Consider the following 13,997-nt stretch of genomic DNA (forward strand, 5'->3'; position numbering starts at 1 on the left):
TTGTCATTCCGAAAGGAATAAACCCTTTATGAATGAAATTACATATTTTTATACTCATTGGTTTATTATTCTCCAAAGCCCACTCTCAAAAGGCCTTACAAGAGATTGATGACCCTGTATTTGATTCAGAGTTCGGTTACGCAAAACCTTCAGAAGTCAAGCTAGATTCTTCTTATATCCATATCAAAGTAGATTCCATTATTAATGATGGAATCGAAAATGAAGCATTTCCAGGAGCTCAAATTCTAGTTGCCAAAAACTCAAAAATCATATTTCACAAGGCTTATGGTTTTCATACCTATGATAGTATTCAAAAAGTTGCCTTGGATGATATTTACGATTTGGCGTCTGTTACGAAAATTACGGGGCCATTACCGGCAATAATGAAATTAGTGGATGAAGGTAAGTTAGATTTAGATAAACCTTTTAGTACGTATTGGAAGCCTTGGCGGAAAATAAAGGATAAGAAGAACTTGACGTTAAGGGAGATTTTGGCTCATCAGGCAGGATTGACCCCGTACATCGTTTTCCTTAATGAGGTACTTAAAAGAAACGGAAAGGTAAAAAAGCGGTTTGTTCAAACATCGGCCTCTTCTGGGTTTGAAAACCAGGCCTATGATGGACTCTTCATCAAGAATAATTTCAAGCGTAAGATGATCCAAATGATAAATAGGTCAAAAGTGTCCGAAGAAAAAAAATACAAGTATTCAGGACTGACTTTTCTGATTTTTCCACAACTCATAGAACAATTAACAGGCCAATCCTATGAAAACTACCTGGAACAGCACTTTTATAAACCGCTAGGAGCAAGTAATATGGGATTTCGGCCAAAAACCAAAGGATATACAAATCGAATAGTTCCCACTGAGCAAGACACTTTGTTCCGTCATACCCTTACGCAGGGATGGGTACACGATGAGAATGCTTCTTTATTAGGGGGAGTTTCCGGTAATGCAGGTTTGTTTGCAACAGCAACCGACCTAGCCAAACTGATGCAAATGTATATGCAATATGGTTTTTACAATGGCAAAAGATTTGTTTCTGAGGCTACGATAAAAGAGTTTATAAAAGTGCAGTATCCAGAAAACGAAAATCGACGAGGATTAGGATTTGACAAACCACTACTTGGCAACGATACCTTGGATCATAAAGAAGCATATCCTGCTAAGTTGGTTAGCTTAGAAAGCTTTGGTCATTCAGGGTTTACTGGAACTTTCGTCTGGGCCGACCCAAAAAACCAATTGGTATATATTTTTCTCTCAAACCGTGTAAATCCTACTAGAGCACATCGAAATTTGTATAAACTCAAGATTCGGGAAGCGGTTCAGCAGGTGTTTTATACTGCCAACGTACCTGCGGATTGAGCATTCTCATGTACTGATAAAATTGGTATCTTCGTAATTCAAAACTACCGTACATGGGCCTGTTGATTTTTTACGCTGTAATTTCCATTTTCTTCTCCTTCCTCTGCTCCATTTTGGAAGCTGTTTTGTTGAGTGTAAATCCGACTTTTATAAATCTCAAAAAGAAAGAGGGTAAGGCCTACGCCACTACTCTAGAAGAACTTAAAAAAGATGTGGATAAACCACTTATCGCCATTCTTACTCTAAATACGATAGCACATACGGTGGGTGCAATTCTAGTCGGTGTTCAAGCCAAAGCGGCTTATGCCGAAATGTATGGAAATACCACGAGGTCTATCTTAGGTGTGGAATTTACCGAGGACTTGATGGTTGGGGTTGTTTCAACTATTATGACCATATTGATTTTAGTGGCCTCAGAGATTATTCCTAAAACCATCGGAGCGACCTACTGGAAGCAACTTTCCAACTTTAGCGCTAAAACTCTACGCATTATGGTTTTGGCATTAAAATATACAGGTTTGCTTTGGGTACTGCAGCTTTTCACAAAGTTGGTAGGCGGTAAAGGTCACCATGGAAGCGCACTTAGTAGGGAAGATTTTACAGCGATGGCCGATATTGCACATGAAGATGGAGTTTTTGAAAAGTCTGAATCTACCATTATCAAAAACCTATTACAATTTGACGAAGTTTTGGTAAAAGATATAATGACCCCAAGGGCGGTGGTTAAAATGACATCTGAAGACCAGACCATTCAAGAATTCTTTACGGAGAATCCTAAATTACGCTTTTCAAGGATTCCCGTTTACAGCCAAAAAGAAGATCATATCACCGGTTTTGTGCTTAAAAACAATGTATTAGAGGAAATGGTAAATGGCAATGGCGAAGTACCTCTCTCGGAGATTCGCAGGGATATCATGATTACAAAACGAAATACGCCTATTCCTGAGTTATTCGAGACCTTGATCCGCAAAAGAGTACATATGGCACTTGTGGTGGATGAATACGGTTCTATAAGTGGTCTAGTCACTATGGAAGATATCATAGAGACCTTGCTAGGTTTGGAAATTATGGATGAAAGTGATAGCGTAGCTGATTTACAGGAATTAGCCCGCAAAAATTGGGAGACCAGAGCAAAGAAATCCGGACTAATAGAAGAACGCAAGGAAGAATAATCGTATGGAAACCGCATATATAGCTACGCCTTTGGGAGTTGCAAAATTAGAGGGTACTGCCAATGGATTGTCTGCAATATCGGTTTTAGATACAGAAGAGACTCTTACCGATGTGATTCCCGAAGCACTCGAAGATGCCGTTTACCAATTGAGAGAGTATTTCGACGGTCAACGCGAAAATTTCGATCTTCAATTGAATCCACAAGGAACGTCCTTTCAACAAGGGGTTTGGGAAGAACTTCTTAATATTCCGTTTGGTAAAACGATGTCGTATTTAGAGCTTTCGAAAAAACTGGGTGATGTGAAGGCCATAAGGGCTGTTGCTGCGGCAAATGGCAAGAATCCGCTATGGATAATTGTGCCTTGTCATCGGGTAATTGGAAGCGATGGTTCTCTAACCGGATATGCTGGAGGATTACATCGCAAAAAATGGCTTTTAGCCCATGAAAATCCGGTGAAGCAAGGTTCTTTATTTTGATGATTACCAACAATTGGGTCTTTTTTCAAATTGTAAATGATTCCGATTCTCGTAGTTATCTAGCTTCATCAAAAAGGAATATCCCAACTATTGTATATAAACAAACTTGTAGGTCGGTTCTTATTATTTGAGTAAGAAAATACATAATATTTAGTTTATCTCTTTTTACTTTGTATATTTAGGGGTCAAACCATCGCCAAAAGATGCTTTCCAGAATTAATTTAGAGCATATTCTTTTTCTCGATATCGAAACGGTTCCAGAAACGCAATCTTTCGATGAACTTGATGACGAAAAAAAAGCGCTTTGGGATCAAAAATCAAAATACCAACGCAAGGATGATTTTACTCCTGAGGAATTTTACGAGCGCGCAGGTATTTGGGCGGAATTTGGTAAAATTATCTGTATTTCAGTAGGGTATTTCAATTTTAAAGGAGACATACGAACTTTCAGAACCACGACTTTCCACGGCGGGGAAGTAAAACTCCTAAAAGAGTTCAAGAACTTACTGATTACCCATTTCAGTAGCGCAAAACATCTATTATGTGGTCATAACGCCAAGGAATTCGATTTCCCTTATATCGCAAGACGGATGATTATCCACAATATAGAACTTCCCTATAAACTGAACCTTTTTGGTAAAAAACCATGGGAAATTCCACACCTAGATACCATGGAACTCTGGAAATTTGGTGATTACAAGCATTTTACTTCCCTCAAATTACTGGCGAATATTTTAGGCATACCTTCTCCTAAAGAAGATATCGATGGCAGTATGGTAAGGGAGGTGTATTATGAAGAAAAGAATCTCGATAGGATTATTACCTACTGTGAACTAGACGTGGTAACCACCGCGCAGGTCTTTCTAAGACTCCGAGGAGAAGAATTGCTAGCGGAAAATGAAATCAAAAATATCTGATACTACCCGTTATATTTTAGTTGAATATACACGGGGAAGTGATCACTATAGCCCCCAATATATTTTCTGCCAGCGTAAGTTCTATAGGGTGTTCCTTTAAACTTCCCTTTAAACTCAGTTAAAAAGGCTTCATCAAAAATATTGGCATGGGCAAAACTATGGGTACCTTTTTCGTAATTCAATAAATTATGCGATACCATAATTTGGTCAAAGAGCATCCAAGTCTGTTTGTAATTCGCACTACCCCGTTCAGGGCTAAGCAGCTTTTCCATAGGGTTGTATAAATGGTCACACTCCATGAGCGATTTTATGCTTTCTGAATCAGGGCCATCATTAAAATCTCCCATTACTATGTAATTGGGGCTTTCAACCGTAGCATCTATCTTGGCCATATACTCCTTTATAGTTTCAGCCGCCTTAACCCTTTTGGAACTGGTTTCGTCCTGACCATCTCTGCGAGAGGGCCAATGATTAACGAACACATGAACTTCCTCGTTATTCAATTTCCCTTTTACATATAAAATGTCTCGCGTGGTATCTCTTCTGCCATCCTTTTCGAAAATCATTAATGTGATAGGCTCTGAATACAGTACTTCAAAATTTGATTTTTGATAAATAAGAGCAGTATCGATTCCTCTTTCATCCGGAGAATCGTAATGAACATAACCATAATCAATATCACGAAGGGGTTCTGCACTGATTAAATCCTCGATTACCTTCTCATTTTCCACCTCTGCAATTCCGAGTATAACAGGTGGGTTTTTAGTGGACTCGTCTCCAATTTCAGAAATAGTCTTCGCCAATTTATACAGCTTGCGCTTATACCGTTTCATTGACCATTTTTTGAAACCTGTAGGTGTGAAGTCATCATCCAAAGTATTTGGATCATCATTGGTGTCGAACAGATTTTCTAGGTTATAGAAACCTACGGTAAAAATGTTCTTTCCCTTTTTCTTTTTAAAAAATGAGAAAATCATGGTTTTTATTGTTGGGGATTCAAATTTACAAAAATCGTTACCTAGATTTGCACTTTAAAATGGGTTTATGCTTGAAAAGAAGTCGATAGATTATGAAAGGGCGGTACTTATTGGTATAATGAACCGCGAACAAAATGAAGAAAAGGTTACTGAATATCTCGATGAGCTTGAGTTCTTGACCTATACTGCAGGAGGCGAAGTATACAAACGTTTTGTACAACGTATGGATGTACCCAACCCGAAAACCTTAATCGGGAGCGGTAAAATGTTAGAAGTAGAAGCCTATGTTGAAGAACATGAAATTGGTTCTGTAATCTTCGATGATGAGCTTACACCCGCACAACAACGTAATATTGAAAAACAATTACGCTGCAAGATTATAGATCGCACGAGTCTTATTCTGGATATTTTCGCGCAAAGGGCACAAACAAGTTATGCTCGTACACAGGTGGAATTGGCACAATATGAATATCTACTTCCAAGATTAACCGGACTATGGACACACCTTGAACGACAAAAAGGGGGTATTGGAATGCGTGGTCCTGGTGAAACGGAAATTGAAACGGATAGGCGTATCGTTCGTGATCGCATTTCATTATTGAAAAAGAAACTGACCAAAATCGATCGCCAAATGGAGACCCAACGTGGTAATCGCGGAGCTTTGGTTCGCGTTGCTTTGGTGGGATATACTAATGTTGGAAAATCCACATTAATGAATGTCGTCAGTAAAAGCAAGGTATTTGCTGAGAATAAACTTTTTGCAACCTTAGATACTACGGTTCGCAAAGTTGTGCTAGGAAATCTTCCCTTTCTATTGAGTGATACGGTTGGGTTTATTCGTAAACTTCCCACACAACTTGTTGAGAGCTTCAAGAGCACCTTAGATGAAGTTCGTGAAGCTGACTTATTATTACATGTCGTAGATATATCGCATCCGCAATTTGAGGAACACATAGAATCGGTCAATAAGATTCTGGCCGAGATTAAAAGTTCGGATAAGAAAAGTATCATGGTCTTTAATAAGATTGATCAATACAAACACGAGACTATAGATGCAGACGATTTAATTACGGAAAAAACAGCCAAACACTTTACCATTGAAGAATGGAAAAAAACCTGGATGCAAAAGGTTGGTGACCGAGCCCTCTTTATTTCAGCTTTGAACAAACAGAACTTAGACGAGTTTCGAAAAAGAGTTTATAATGAAGTGCGGGATATACATGTAACTCGTTTTCCGTATAACAACTTTCTATATCCAGAACATTTAGACGAATATCAATAGGGCAAACCCTCTCTTAGAGTGAGGTCGAGCTTTTCGCTATATTTTTTTAGGGAATAAAAGCCTAAAAAAGATGCCGCTGCAATCCCTTTTGCAAAAAAACCCACTTTCTTTTCCTACATAAAAGTGCAGTTCGTCGAAGAAATAAAACTGTTCATATTTTTCACAACATCGTAGCTTCACTTCACAACAATAATTTAGATTGGTCAAGAATCATCTATATCTTTACCATGTTATTAAGTGATAGTTTGACCCAATATCAATACTTAAAACCTACAAGCTTACGGAATACCAAACCAAATTAACCCAAACCTACTTTTTACAAAAGCCCTCCAGATTGGAGGGCTTTTTTTATTCTAGCTTATGGAATGGACTAGCTCATTGGTTGTTCTCTCCAAAATGATACTTCGGACTGCTCTCTGATACTCCTAATCAATCTTCCATTTCGAAAAAATATCATCTAATTAAGAAACTTTTTTGTTAAAAAACATAGGTTTTTTATTATTATATTGTAGTCGCCTATTTAGTTGACCCCATACTAAAATTCCCCTCATCAATAAGTAGCCTTAATTCATCTATGCATTTTCTCAAATCATAGTTTAAACCGAGTACACAAACTATTTAATATTAACCCCTTAAAACCCCATTATTATGAGAAAAAATTACTCAAAATTACTCTCTTTAATTTTATTTTTTGCCCTAATTAGTTCTAGTGTTCAAGCCCAACAAGCTGATTTAGAAAAACGGCTTGAAATAATTAAACAGTCTCAAGAAAATTTAAAAACTGGGCAATTGATGAGCCCCGATCTAGCTGAAATTGCAGAAGGCAAGCTCTCTATCTTTAACCAAAATAAGTATATAATTCGAAATGGAGAAGTATTCCTGATAGCAAGATGTAAATCAAATGTAAACGCATTGGCCGATGAACTTAGAACTCTCGGAGCCAAAAAAATAAAAAAGTACAACCGAACGGTAACTTTCCGCTTAGCTGTAGATAAAGTTATGCAGTTAAATAATTGTACTGAACTCAGTTATGCCAGACCTGAAATAAAACCGCATGCCCAGGTAGGTTCTGTTGAGAACGAAGCGTTCGAATCATTAAAAGTAAATCTGGTATCGAAACGTTTTGGACTTACAGGAAAGGGCATCAGAATTGGTGTTTTATCCGATAGTTATAATACTTTAGGCGGAGAGGCTGCTGGTATTGCAAGCGGTGATCTTCCCGGACCGGGTAATCCTAATGGTTATGAAACACCAGTAACGGTGTTGTCAGAACTAGAAGGAGGCACAGGTATTGACGAAGGTAGAGGGATGATCGAGTTAATCCATGATTTAGCTCCAGAAGCCGAAATATTCTTTTACTCAGCATTCAACGGTTATTTTGATTTTGCCGATGGCATAAGAGCTCTAGCTGATGCCGGATGTGATATCATCGTTGATGATATTATTTATTTTGCAGAACCTTACTTTCAAAATGGTGCAATTGCCCAAGCGGTCAATGAGGTTAGCAAAGGTGGTGCAGCTTATTTCAGTTCTGCAGGAAACTCCGGAGAACAGTCTTATGAAAGTGATTTCAGAGCGGTCAATCCTTTAAATGTCCACGATTTCGATGACGGAGAAGGTGTCAATTTTTTCCAAAGAGTTGAGGTGGCCTCAGGACAACAACTTAATTTATTTCTACAATGGGATCAACCGAGTCCATTTTTCACTGATGGTCCCGGCGCAACAGACGATAGACTAGAGACGAATCTAGATATTTTCGTTTTTGACCCAGATAGCGGGGCACTTATCTTTCAGACTACTAGTTTAAATACCGACGATAATATTGAAGGTATTGGTTTTACCAACAATGGTCCTGATAGTTTCATTTTCGATATGGCCGTAGTAAAACAATCAGGCCCTGATCCTCAAAGGATAAAGTGGGTAAACTTTGGAAGTGACTTAAATGTTACGTTTGACACCAACAGTTCAACGGTTGTAGGGCATGCCAATGCCCAGAGAGCTATAGCAGTTGGAGCGGTTGCATTCTTTAGGGTAGAAGGTTTTCAAGATCGCCCTTCTACGGATATCAACGGATTTTCTTCACTCGGTGGTACGTTCTTAAGACTTAACGACAACGGATCACGTAAGCGTCAGCCTTTAGACACTAAAAAACCAAACATATCTGCCACTGATGGGACAAATACTACCTTCTTCGGAAATGATATTCCTGATATTATTGGTGGCGTGCCGGTAGAAGAAGATACGAATCCTAATTTCTTCGGAACCTCAGCCGCTGCACCACATGCCGCTGCTGTAGCTGCTTTAATGCTACAGGCCAACCCTGATTTGGCACCTAATAAAATTAGAAATATTTTGCAGAATACAGCAAGTGATATGGACGACCCTTTAACCGAAGGATTTGATAGTGGATATGATAGAAAAACAGGCCATGGGTATGTTAATGCAGTGAAAGCGGTTAGGCGGGTTATCGCACAAGTTGGTACAGAAGACCTTGAGCTTTCCCCTGTTTGTACCGATGATAATGATACGGAACTCAGATGGCAGGTTGACAACCCCAATCCGTTTAATGTTAAGTACGACTTCAGAATTTTGGGCACGGGTCAGAAGGGTGAATTAGTTGCCCTACCAGGAGAAAATTTCTTTCTTAGTCAAACCGTTCGCGGACAAAATAAGGCAAGAATCAAATGGGATATAAAAGGTGAAAGTAAGCCAGGTCGTGCTACCGCAACTTTCGACTTCGACGATTGTGATGATTCAGATACTGGAAAAGGTCTTGTTGTTCATCCGAACCCGATTCGTAATTATGCGACTGTTTCATTTAATTCGAATGAAAATAAACATAGTTATGTAAATGTTCGGAAGCTCAATCCGACGGCCCCTATCGTGCTTAGTGTTCCTGTAACACTTTGTGAGGGGGAGAATAATTTTCACATTGATTTTTCTTCTTTGAAGAAAGGACTTTATATTCTGGAACTTGAAGGAGTAACCAAGAAAATCATTAAGAAATAAAAATTACTCATTGAAGTTATAAAAGGGACTGTTAAAAGCAGTCCCTTTTTTTATTATCTGTTTTTCTTCTGCTCCGCTTCTCTTTGTAAGCGCACGGCTTCCCTTTGAAGACGTTCAGCCTCTCTTATTTTTCGCTCGGCTTCTCGCATGAGTTGCTCAGCTTCACGTTCAAGACGCTCTTCTTCTCGTTTTTTCTTCTCTTCTTCATGCTTCTCTTCTGACTTACCTGAAGTATAGTTCTTAATGTTTTTGGTAATCATTTTTAGCTTATTGAACAAAGATGAAGAAACCAGTTCCTTGTCCACAAAAATTCTTAAACTACCATCATCTACCTTGACTTCATAACCCGTATCTCCACTATATTCCATTTTCCATAATTCCTTAGTCCCTGAAACTTTCATGTTTCTTTGACCTAATTCCTCCTTTAAATATGCTCTTATTTTTGTTGTTTTTCGGTCTGGAAACTTCGCCCTTACCTTGTAGGTGTCATCTGAATCACTTGTTGAGAAATACATGTTTTCATTTCCTGAAAAAGAAAGATCTCCATCCCAAGAAAAAGATATGTCATTATTTGTTTTTTTCGAATCAGACTCCTCCTGGGCATGTGTATTAAGGATTCCTATTAATATGCTTAAAAAAAAATATACTAAAGTTCTCATGATTTCTGTTTTTAACTATTAATTGATTTGATGAATTCTTGCCCTAATTGGCTAAGTAGATTATAAACCTGGCTATCTGAGTTCTTGCGTGTTACTTCGATACGGAGTTTGTTCTTTTTGACTTCAACCTTATAAGCTAGTTTTCCGTCTGGTGCTGTTTTCTTCCAAACCATGGTTTGGAATCCTGAAGAAATAGTATCTACGTCTAAGACTTTGGAAACCACTTTTTGAATCTTGTCAATCTGACCTTCATCAAAAAACAAATTTATTTTGTAAACTTTATTGGTCAACTTGACGGTATACACATCTTCAAACTGATACTCATAGTGAGCTCCTTTCATAGAGGCTTTAAAGTCATATATCTCAACAGATTCTGAACTTAACAGAAAGCTGTAGTTCTCTTCTTCTTGAGAAAATACGCTGGCTATGGCCAATACCGTCATACAAATTGTGATTTTTAAATTTTTCATGATTTTTCGTTTTTGAATTATAATTGATGATTCTACTTTGCAATTTCGTTTTGATAAGCCCTAATGGCATTCCAGCTTGCTTGAACTAACTTGGCCGCTTCTGGATTGTCAATAACATTTGAATTGGTAAAGAAAATGGCGCCTAGCTTGATATCTTCGTAATAGTACATCAAGGTCATAATGCCCGGATCAGCCCCATTGTGACCAATTATGTTATTTCTATTATGCTCCCAGAAATACCCATAATTATCCTTTACTTCCTTCTTACTGTTGTACTGCTGCTTAGTCAGTTTTCCTATCATCATTTCTTTGGCTGAATCTTGTTTGAGTATAGTTCCCTTCCCATAATAACAGTTAAGCATTTCTTGGGCATACTTTGTGAGACCGAGCACGCTGGTACATAACCCACCGTCGGGATAACTATTCAACGAGTACCTTGGGAACGCAATACTAGTATCGGAATATGTTTTTGCAAAATTGTTAACATCGATAGAATTGTAGGACCATCCGATATCTTTAATTTTTACTTTATCGAAAATGTGTTCTTGTGTAAACTCGGAAAACGATTTTCCAGAAGCTACCCCAATACAATACCCTGCCAACGCAGCGCCCATGTTAGAGTATGTGTACCGCTCACCCGGTGCGGTCTTCAAAAAATTCTTCTTTTGATACATACTACCATCAGTTGAAAAATATTCATGTAGAAAAACCCCAAGTTCCATAGCTTCGTTCTCCAATAGATTTTTCATGTATTTAGCGGTTTCTCTATCATAAATAGAAATATCAACGTTTTTGGGGTTTTCCAAAACATAACTTCTATCATATGATTCATCCGTGTCCTGTATTCCAGAGGTATGGGTCGCTAAATGTGTGATGGTTATTTGTTCCTCTGGATAACTTGGATGAATAACCTCGAATGGCAGAATATCGTTTATCGGAGTTTCCATAGAAAACAGACCTAGTTCTACCGCTTTCATTAAAGAAACGCCAACAAAGGTTTTCGAAATTGAACCAATATTATGAACTGTATTGACAGTATATGGTTTTTTGTTTTCCTTATCTGCATAGCCATAGCCTTTTTTGTATAGAATGGTATCTGGAGAAAACACAGATACACCAAAACCTACCAGCCCTTTTTGTTTGCTAATACTATCTAATTTATGATGTAAGGTTTCTTCCGGTGTTTGGGCAATAGCGTTTAATAGTACTGTGATGAGCAGTAACAAAGTGATTGCTGTTTTTTTCATGTTTTTCGTTTTTTGATAGATGAGATAAACTCCTGTTATTGACCTACCCTTCGGCAGGCAAGTTGATTTCAAATGTTAATCCGACACCTCGAACACTTTCTATAGCAATGTTTGAATCTTGCTTAAAGTATTTCCGAAGTCGGCTTATGAATACGTCCATGCTTCTCCCTGAGAAAAAGTCGTCGTTGCCCCAAACGTCTTTGAGGAGGTCTTCGCGTTTTATCATTCTATTTTTATGTTCATATAGATATTGTATCAAAACGGTTTCCTTTTCCGTTAAACGCTGCTCTTCGCTTTTAAAACTTAGTTTGTGGTTTACAGCGTCAAACTGATATAAACCTATGGTAATTAGCACTTCTTTTTTCGGTTGAATTTTTCGCATGCGCTTCAAAATATTTTTCATTCGAAGAACTAAAATGTCTGCCTCAAAAGGTTTTACGATATAGTCATCAGCTCCTAATTTCAAACCTGTAATTCTATCTTCTTTTAGCTTCTTTGCGGTCAGAAAAATAAAAGGTACTTCCGGGTTTAATTCCACCACCTTTTCTGCTAAGGTAAAACCATCCATTTTTGGCATCATCACATCAAATACGCAGATATCGAAATGGTCTTTTTCAAAACATTCCAAAGCTTCCTTACCATCTTTGGCCCAAGTGACCTGATAGTCATGTATTTCTAAATACTGTTTTAAAATACTTCCGAAATCAAAATCGTCTTCTGCTAATAATACGTGTGTCATATAATCTTAACTAACCGGTATATTAATAATAAAACTAGTTCCTTTATTTACTTCACTCATTAATGAAATGCTTCCATCATGCGCATCTATTACCTGTCTCGTGTAATACAGACCAAGACCTAACCCTTTAACATTGTGAACATTTCCAGAAGCCACCCGATAGAATTTCTCAAAAACTTCCTTTTGGTGTTTGTTTGAAATTCCTATTCCGTTATCCTGAATTTCGATTTCATAATGATTGTTCCTTAATCGAGTGTTGATCTTTATTTCTATGGATTCCTTTCCATATTTTACCGCATTTTCAAGAATGTTGAACAAGGCCGTAGTGAATAAGAATGAGTCAATGCGAAGCACTACCTCTTTAGGTTCAATATATTTTTGAATCGTTAAATCTTGACTCTGAACGGACAAAGAAAAATCTTCAATGATATTCCTAAAGTAATCATCATCGATTACTTGTTCTTTATTTAAAACAAAATCCTCCGACCCCAAACTATTGGTCATGACTTGGTCAATAAGCTTTTGTAACCTTGAATTCTGACGGTCAATAATACCAAGTGTATTTTCGAAAATTGCGGGCGACTGCAATATTTCCTTTTGCCTTAAGCTCTTGGAAGCCAAGCTTAAAGTAGCAAGGGGCGTTTTAAGCTCATGCGTTATGTTATTGATAAAATCCGATTTAACATCAGCTACTTTTTTTTGCTTGATTAAATTCTTAATTGAGTAATAAAATAATCCAGTCACGAAAAGAAATACCAAAACTGAAGCTATTAACAAACCTGCCATTCGGCCTAAAACTATTCTTTTCCATTCTGAAATACTCATTTGATCTCTTGTCGTAACTAGAAACTCAAAAGTTCTTGCTACTCCTTGGTCATCAATTTGAGTATAATCGGTTTGCCATCTTGCCTGACTTACACGGTAACCTTCTTCATCTTTAAAATTCTCTCCAAGTACAAAAATCGGGTTCTCTTCGTTGAATGCAAATACCGTGTCGTTTGCAACAGAATCTAGAATAATGATAGAATATATGTTCTTCTTAAACTGAACATCATACCCCAAATTTGATTTTCTTACTTCATTCTGATATAGTTTGTTAAATGCCTTGGATAAAGAGTCTCTTTCAGTTCTTAACTCGTTCAAAAACTCATCTCTACCTAAATTCTCGAATCTATATTCCCAAAGAAGCTCAACAAACTCCTGTCCCCATATCTCTGCGGTCTCAACCACCAATTCCGCCTCGTCATCTAATCTTCCAATAGCATCTGAGGTTTCGTTCAAAAATGCCTTCTTCTTTAGTTCGTAAGTATTATATATGAGATAGACCTGAATACTTGTTAAGGCTAATAGTGTGATTATTGCGGTTACAATAAGTATGTTTATTCTTTTCTTCATGGTTTGCTATTTGACTGGCAACAGTTCAAAAGTAGAACAAACCCTAATTTTCGCATAAAAAGAAAACATCGTTAACCCACCATTAACGTTAATTCTACCGCAACCCCTTTTATTTAAGAAGTTTTAACCGCTTTGTTAATTGGCAGATTAACAAGTAAATGTATTCATTAACATTAAAAACAAACTCAAAGCTCCTCTTATGGACTAAAAAATAAGACTAGTATTTGTTGTTGCATGTAATTCATCGAACAAGAAAACCCGTTCATCCGAGACACAACATTATAGTAT

General features: G+C 37.5%; 12 protein-coding genes. 6 read left to right on the forward strand and 6 right to left on the reverse strand.

The features are described 5' to 3' along the window. Nucleotides 1-32: 32 nt before the first annotated feature. The 4 genes from FEE95_RS05155 (at nucleotide 33) to FEE95_RS05170 (ending at nucleotide 3,931) form a co-directional block, all read left to right on the forward strand. A complete protein-coding gene (locus tag FEE95_RS05155; RefSeq protein WP_138656752.1) occupies nucleotides 33-1,364 on the forward strand; it encodes a serine hydrolase domain-containing protein in 1,332 nt (443 codons plus the stop codon). A 53-nt stretch (nucleotides 1,365-1,417) separates the two neighbouring features. Then, on the forward strand, nucleotides 1,418-2,536 hold the full coding sequence (locus tag FEE95_RS05160; RefSeq protein ID WP_138656753.1) for a CNNM domain-containing protein: 1,119 nt from the start codon (nucleotides 1,418-1,420) through the stop codon (nucleotides 2,534-2,536). A gap of 4 nt (nucleotides 2,537-2,540) precedes the next feature. After that, the gene (locus tag FEE95_RS05165) at nucleotides 2,541-3,014 is read left to right on the forward strand and encodes a methylated-DNA--[protein]-cysteine S-methyltransferase (RefSeq protein ID WP_138656754.1); all 474 of its coding nucleotides are present in this window, start codon (nucleotides 2,541-2,543) and stop codon (nucleotides 3,012-3,014) included. Between the two features lie 203 nt (nucleotides 3,015-3,217). Further along, on the forward strand, nucleotides 3,218-3,931 hold the full coding sequence (locus tag FEE95_RS05170; protein ID WP_138656755.1) for a 3'-5' exonuclease: 714 nt from the start codon (nucleotides 3,218-3,220) through the stop codon (nucleotides 3,929-3,931). Nucleotides 3,932-3,933: 2 nt separating this feature from the next. Here the strand turns inward: FEE95_RS05170 and FEE95_RS05175 are convergent, their stop codons facing one another. After that, the gene (locus FEE95_RS05175) at nucleotides 3,934-4,908 is read right to left on the reverse strand and encodes an endonuclease/exonuclease/phosphatase family protein (protein WP_138656756.1); all 975 of its coding nucleotides are present in this window, start codon (nucleotides 4,906-4,908) and stop codon (nucleotides 3,934-3,936) included. 67 nt (nucleotides 4,909-4,975) lie between these two features. Between FEE95_RS05175 and hflX the strand changes: the two genes are divergently transcribed. Beyond that, on the forward strand, nucleotides 4,976-6,190 hold the full coding sequence (gene hflX, locus FEE95_RS05180; protein ID WP_138656757.1) for a GTPase HflX: 1,215 nt from the start codon (nucleotides 4,976-4,978) through the stop codon (nucleotides 6,188-6,190). Nucleotides 6,191-6,838: 648 nt separating this feature from the next. Further along, nucleotides 6,839-9,199 (forward strand): S8 family serine peptidase, encoded by a 2,361-nt coding sequence (locus tag FEE95_RS05185; protein ID WP_138656758.1) that lies wholly within the window; start codon nucleotides 6,839-6,841, stop codon nucleotides 9,197-9,199. A gap of 53 nt (nucleotides 9,200-9,252) precedes the next feature. Here FEE95_RS05185 and FEE95_RS05190 read toward each other — a convergent pair whose 3' ends face one another. Genes FEE95_RS05190 through FEE95_RS05210 form a run of 5 tightly spaced genes read right to left on the reverse strand, consistent with a single transcriptional unit; the run spans nucleotide 9,253 to nucleotide 13,709 of the window. After that, nucleotides 9,253-9,858: a hypothetical protein gene (locus tag FEE95_RS05190; protein ID WP_138656759.1), complete on the reverse strand. Its 606-nt coding sequence runs from the start codon at nucleotides 9,856-9,858 to the stop codon at nucleotides 9,253-9,255. A gap of 11 nt (nucleotides 9,859-9,869) precedes the next feature. Continuing rightward, nucleotides 9,870-10,328 carry a hypothetical protein gene (locus FEE95_RS05195; protein ID WP_138656760.1) on the reverse strand — a complete coding sequence of 153 codons (459 nt, stop codon included), beginning with the start codon at nucleotides 10,326-10,328 and terminating at the stop codon, nucleotides 9,870-9,872. Nucleotides 10,329-10,360: 32 nt separating this feature from the next. Next, nucleotides 10,361-11,575: a serine hydrolase domain-containing protein gene (locus FEE95_RS05200; RefSeq protein WP_138656761.1), complete on the reverse strand. Its 1,215-nt coding sequence runs from the start codon at nucleotides 11,573-11,575 to the stop codon at nucleotides 10,361-10,363. Nucleotides 11,576-11,618: 43 nt separating this feature from the next. Continuing rightward, nucleotides 11,619-12,314 (reverse strand): response regulator transcription factor, encoded by a 696-nt coding sequence (locus FEE95_RS05205; RefSeq protein WP_138656762.1) that lies wholly within the window; start codon nucleotides 12,312-12,314, stop codon nucleotides 11,619-11,621. A gap of 6 nt (nucleotides 12,315-12,320) precedes the next feature. Next, nucleotides 12,321-13,709 (reverse strand): sensor histidine kinase, encoded by a 1,389-nt coding sequence (locus tag FEE95_RS05210; RefSeq protein ID WP_138656763.1) that lies wholly within the window; start codon nucleotides 13,707-13,709, stop codon nucleotides 12,321-12,323. Between the last annotated feature and the right edge of the window lie 288 nt (nucleotides 13,710-13,997).

The sequence above is a fragment of the Maribacter algarum (ex Zhang et al. 2020) genome (assembly GCF_005885635.1).
Lineage (GTDB): Bacteria > Bacteroidota > Bacteroidia > Flavobacteriales > Flavobacteriaceae > Maribacter_C > Maribacter_C algarum.

Bases quoted from the DNA above. Each gene is read 5' to 3' on its own strand.
- FEE95_RS05155 (WP_138656752.1), top strand. From the start codon at position 33: ATGAAATTACATATTTTTATACTCATTGGTTTATTATTCTCCAAAGCC.
- FEE95_RS05160 (WP_138656753.1), top strand. From the start codon at position 1,418: ATGGGCCTGTTGATTTTTTACGCTGTAATTTCCATTTTCTTCTCCTTC.
- FEE95_RS05165 (WP_138656754.1), top strand. From the start codon at position 2,541: ATGGAAACCGCATATATAGCTACGCCTTTGGGAGTTGCAAAATTAGAG.
- FEE95_RS05170 (WP_138656755.1), top strand. From the start codon at position 3,218: ATGCTTTCCAGAATTAATTTAGAGCATATTCTTTTTCTCGATATCGAA.
- FEE95_RS05175 (WP_138656756.1), bottom strand. From the start codon at position 4,908: ATGATTTTCTCATTTTTTAAAAAGAAAAAGGGAAAGAACATTTTTACC.
- hflX (WP_138656757.1), top strand. From the start codon at position 4,976: ATGCTTGAAAAGAAGTCGATAGATTATGAAAGGGCGGTACTTATTGGT.
- FEE95_RS05185 (WP_138656758.1), top strand. From the start codon at position 6,839: ATGAGAAAAAATTACTCAAAATTACTCTCTTTAATTTTATTTTTTGCC.
- FEE95_RS05190 (WP_138656759.1), bottom strand. From the start codon at position 9,858: ATGAGAACTTTAGTATATTTTTTTTTAAGCATATTAATAGGAATCCTT.
- FEE95_RS05195 (WP_138656760.1), bottom strand. From the start codon at position 10,328: ATGAAAAATTTAAAAATCACAATTTGTATGACGGTATTGGCCATAGCC.
- FEE95_RS05200 (WP_138656761.1), bottom strand. From the start codon at position 11,575: ATGAAAAAAACAGCAATCACTTTGTTACTGCTCATCACAGTACTATTA.
- FEE95_RS05205 (WP_138656762.1), bottom strand. From the start codon at position 12,314: ATGACACACGTATTATTAGCAGAAGACGATTTTGATTTCGGAAGTATT.
- FEE95_RS05210 (WP_138656763.1), bottom strand. From the start codon at position 13,709: ATGAAGAAAAGAATAAACATACTTATTGTAACCGCAATAATCACACTA.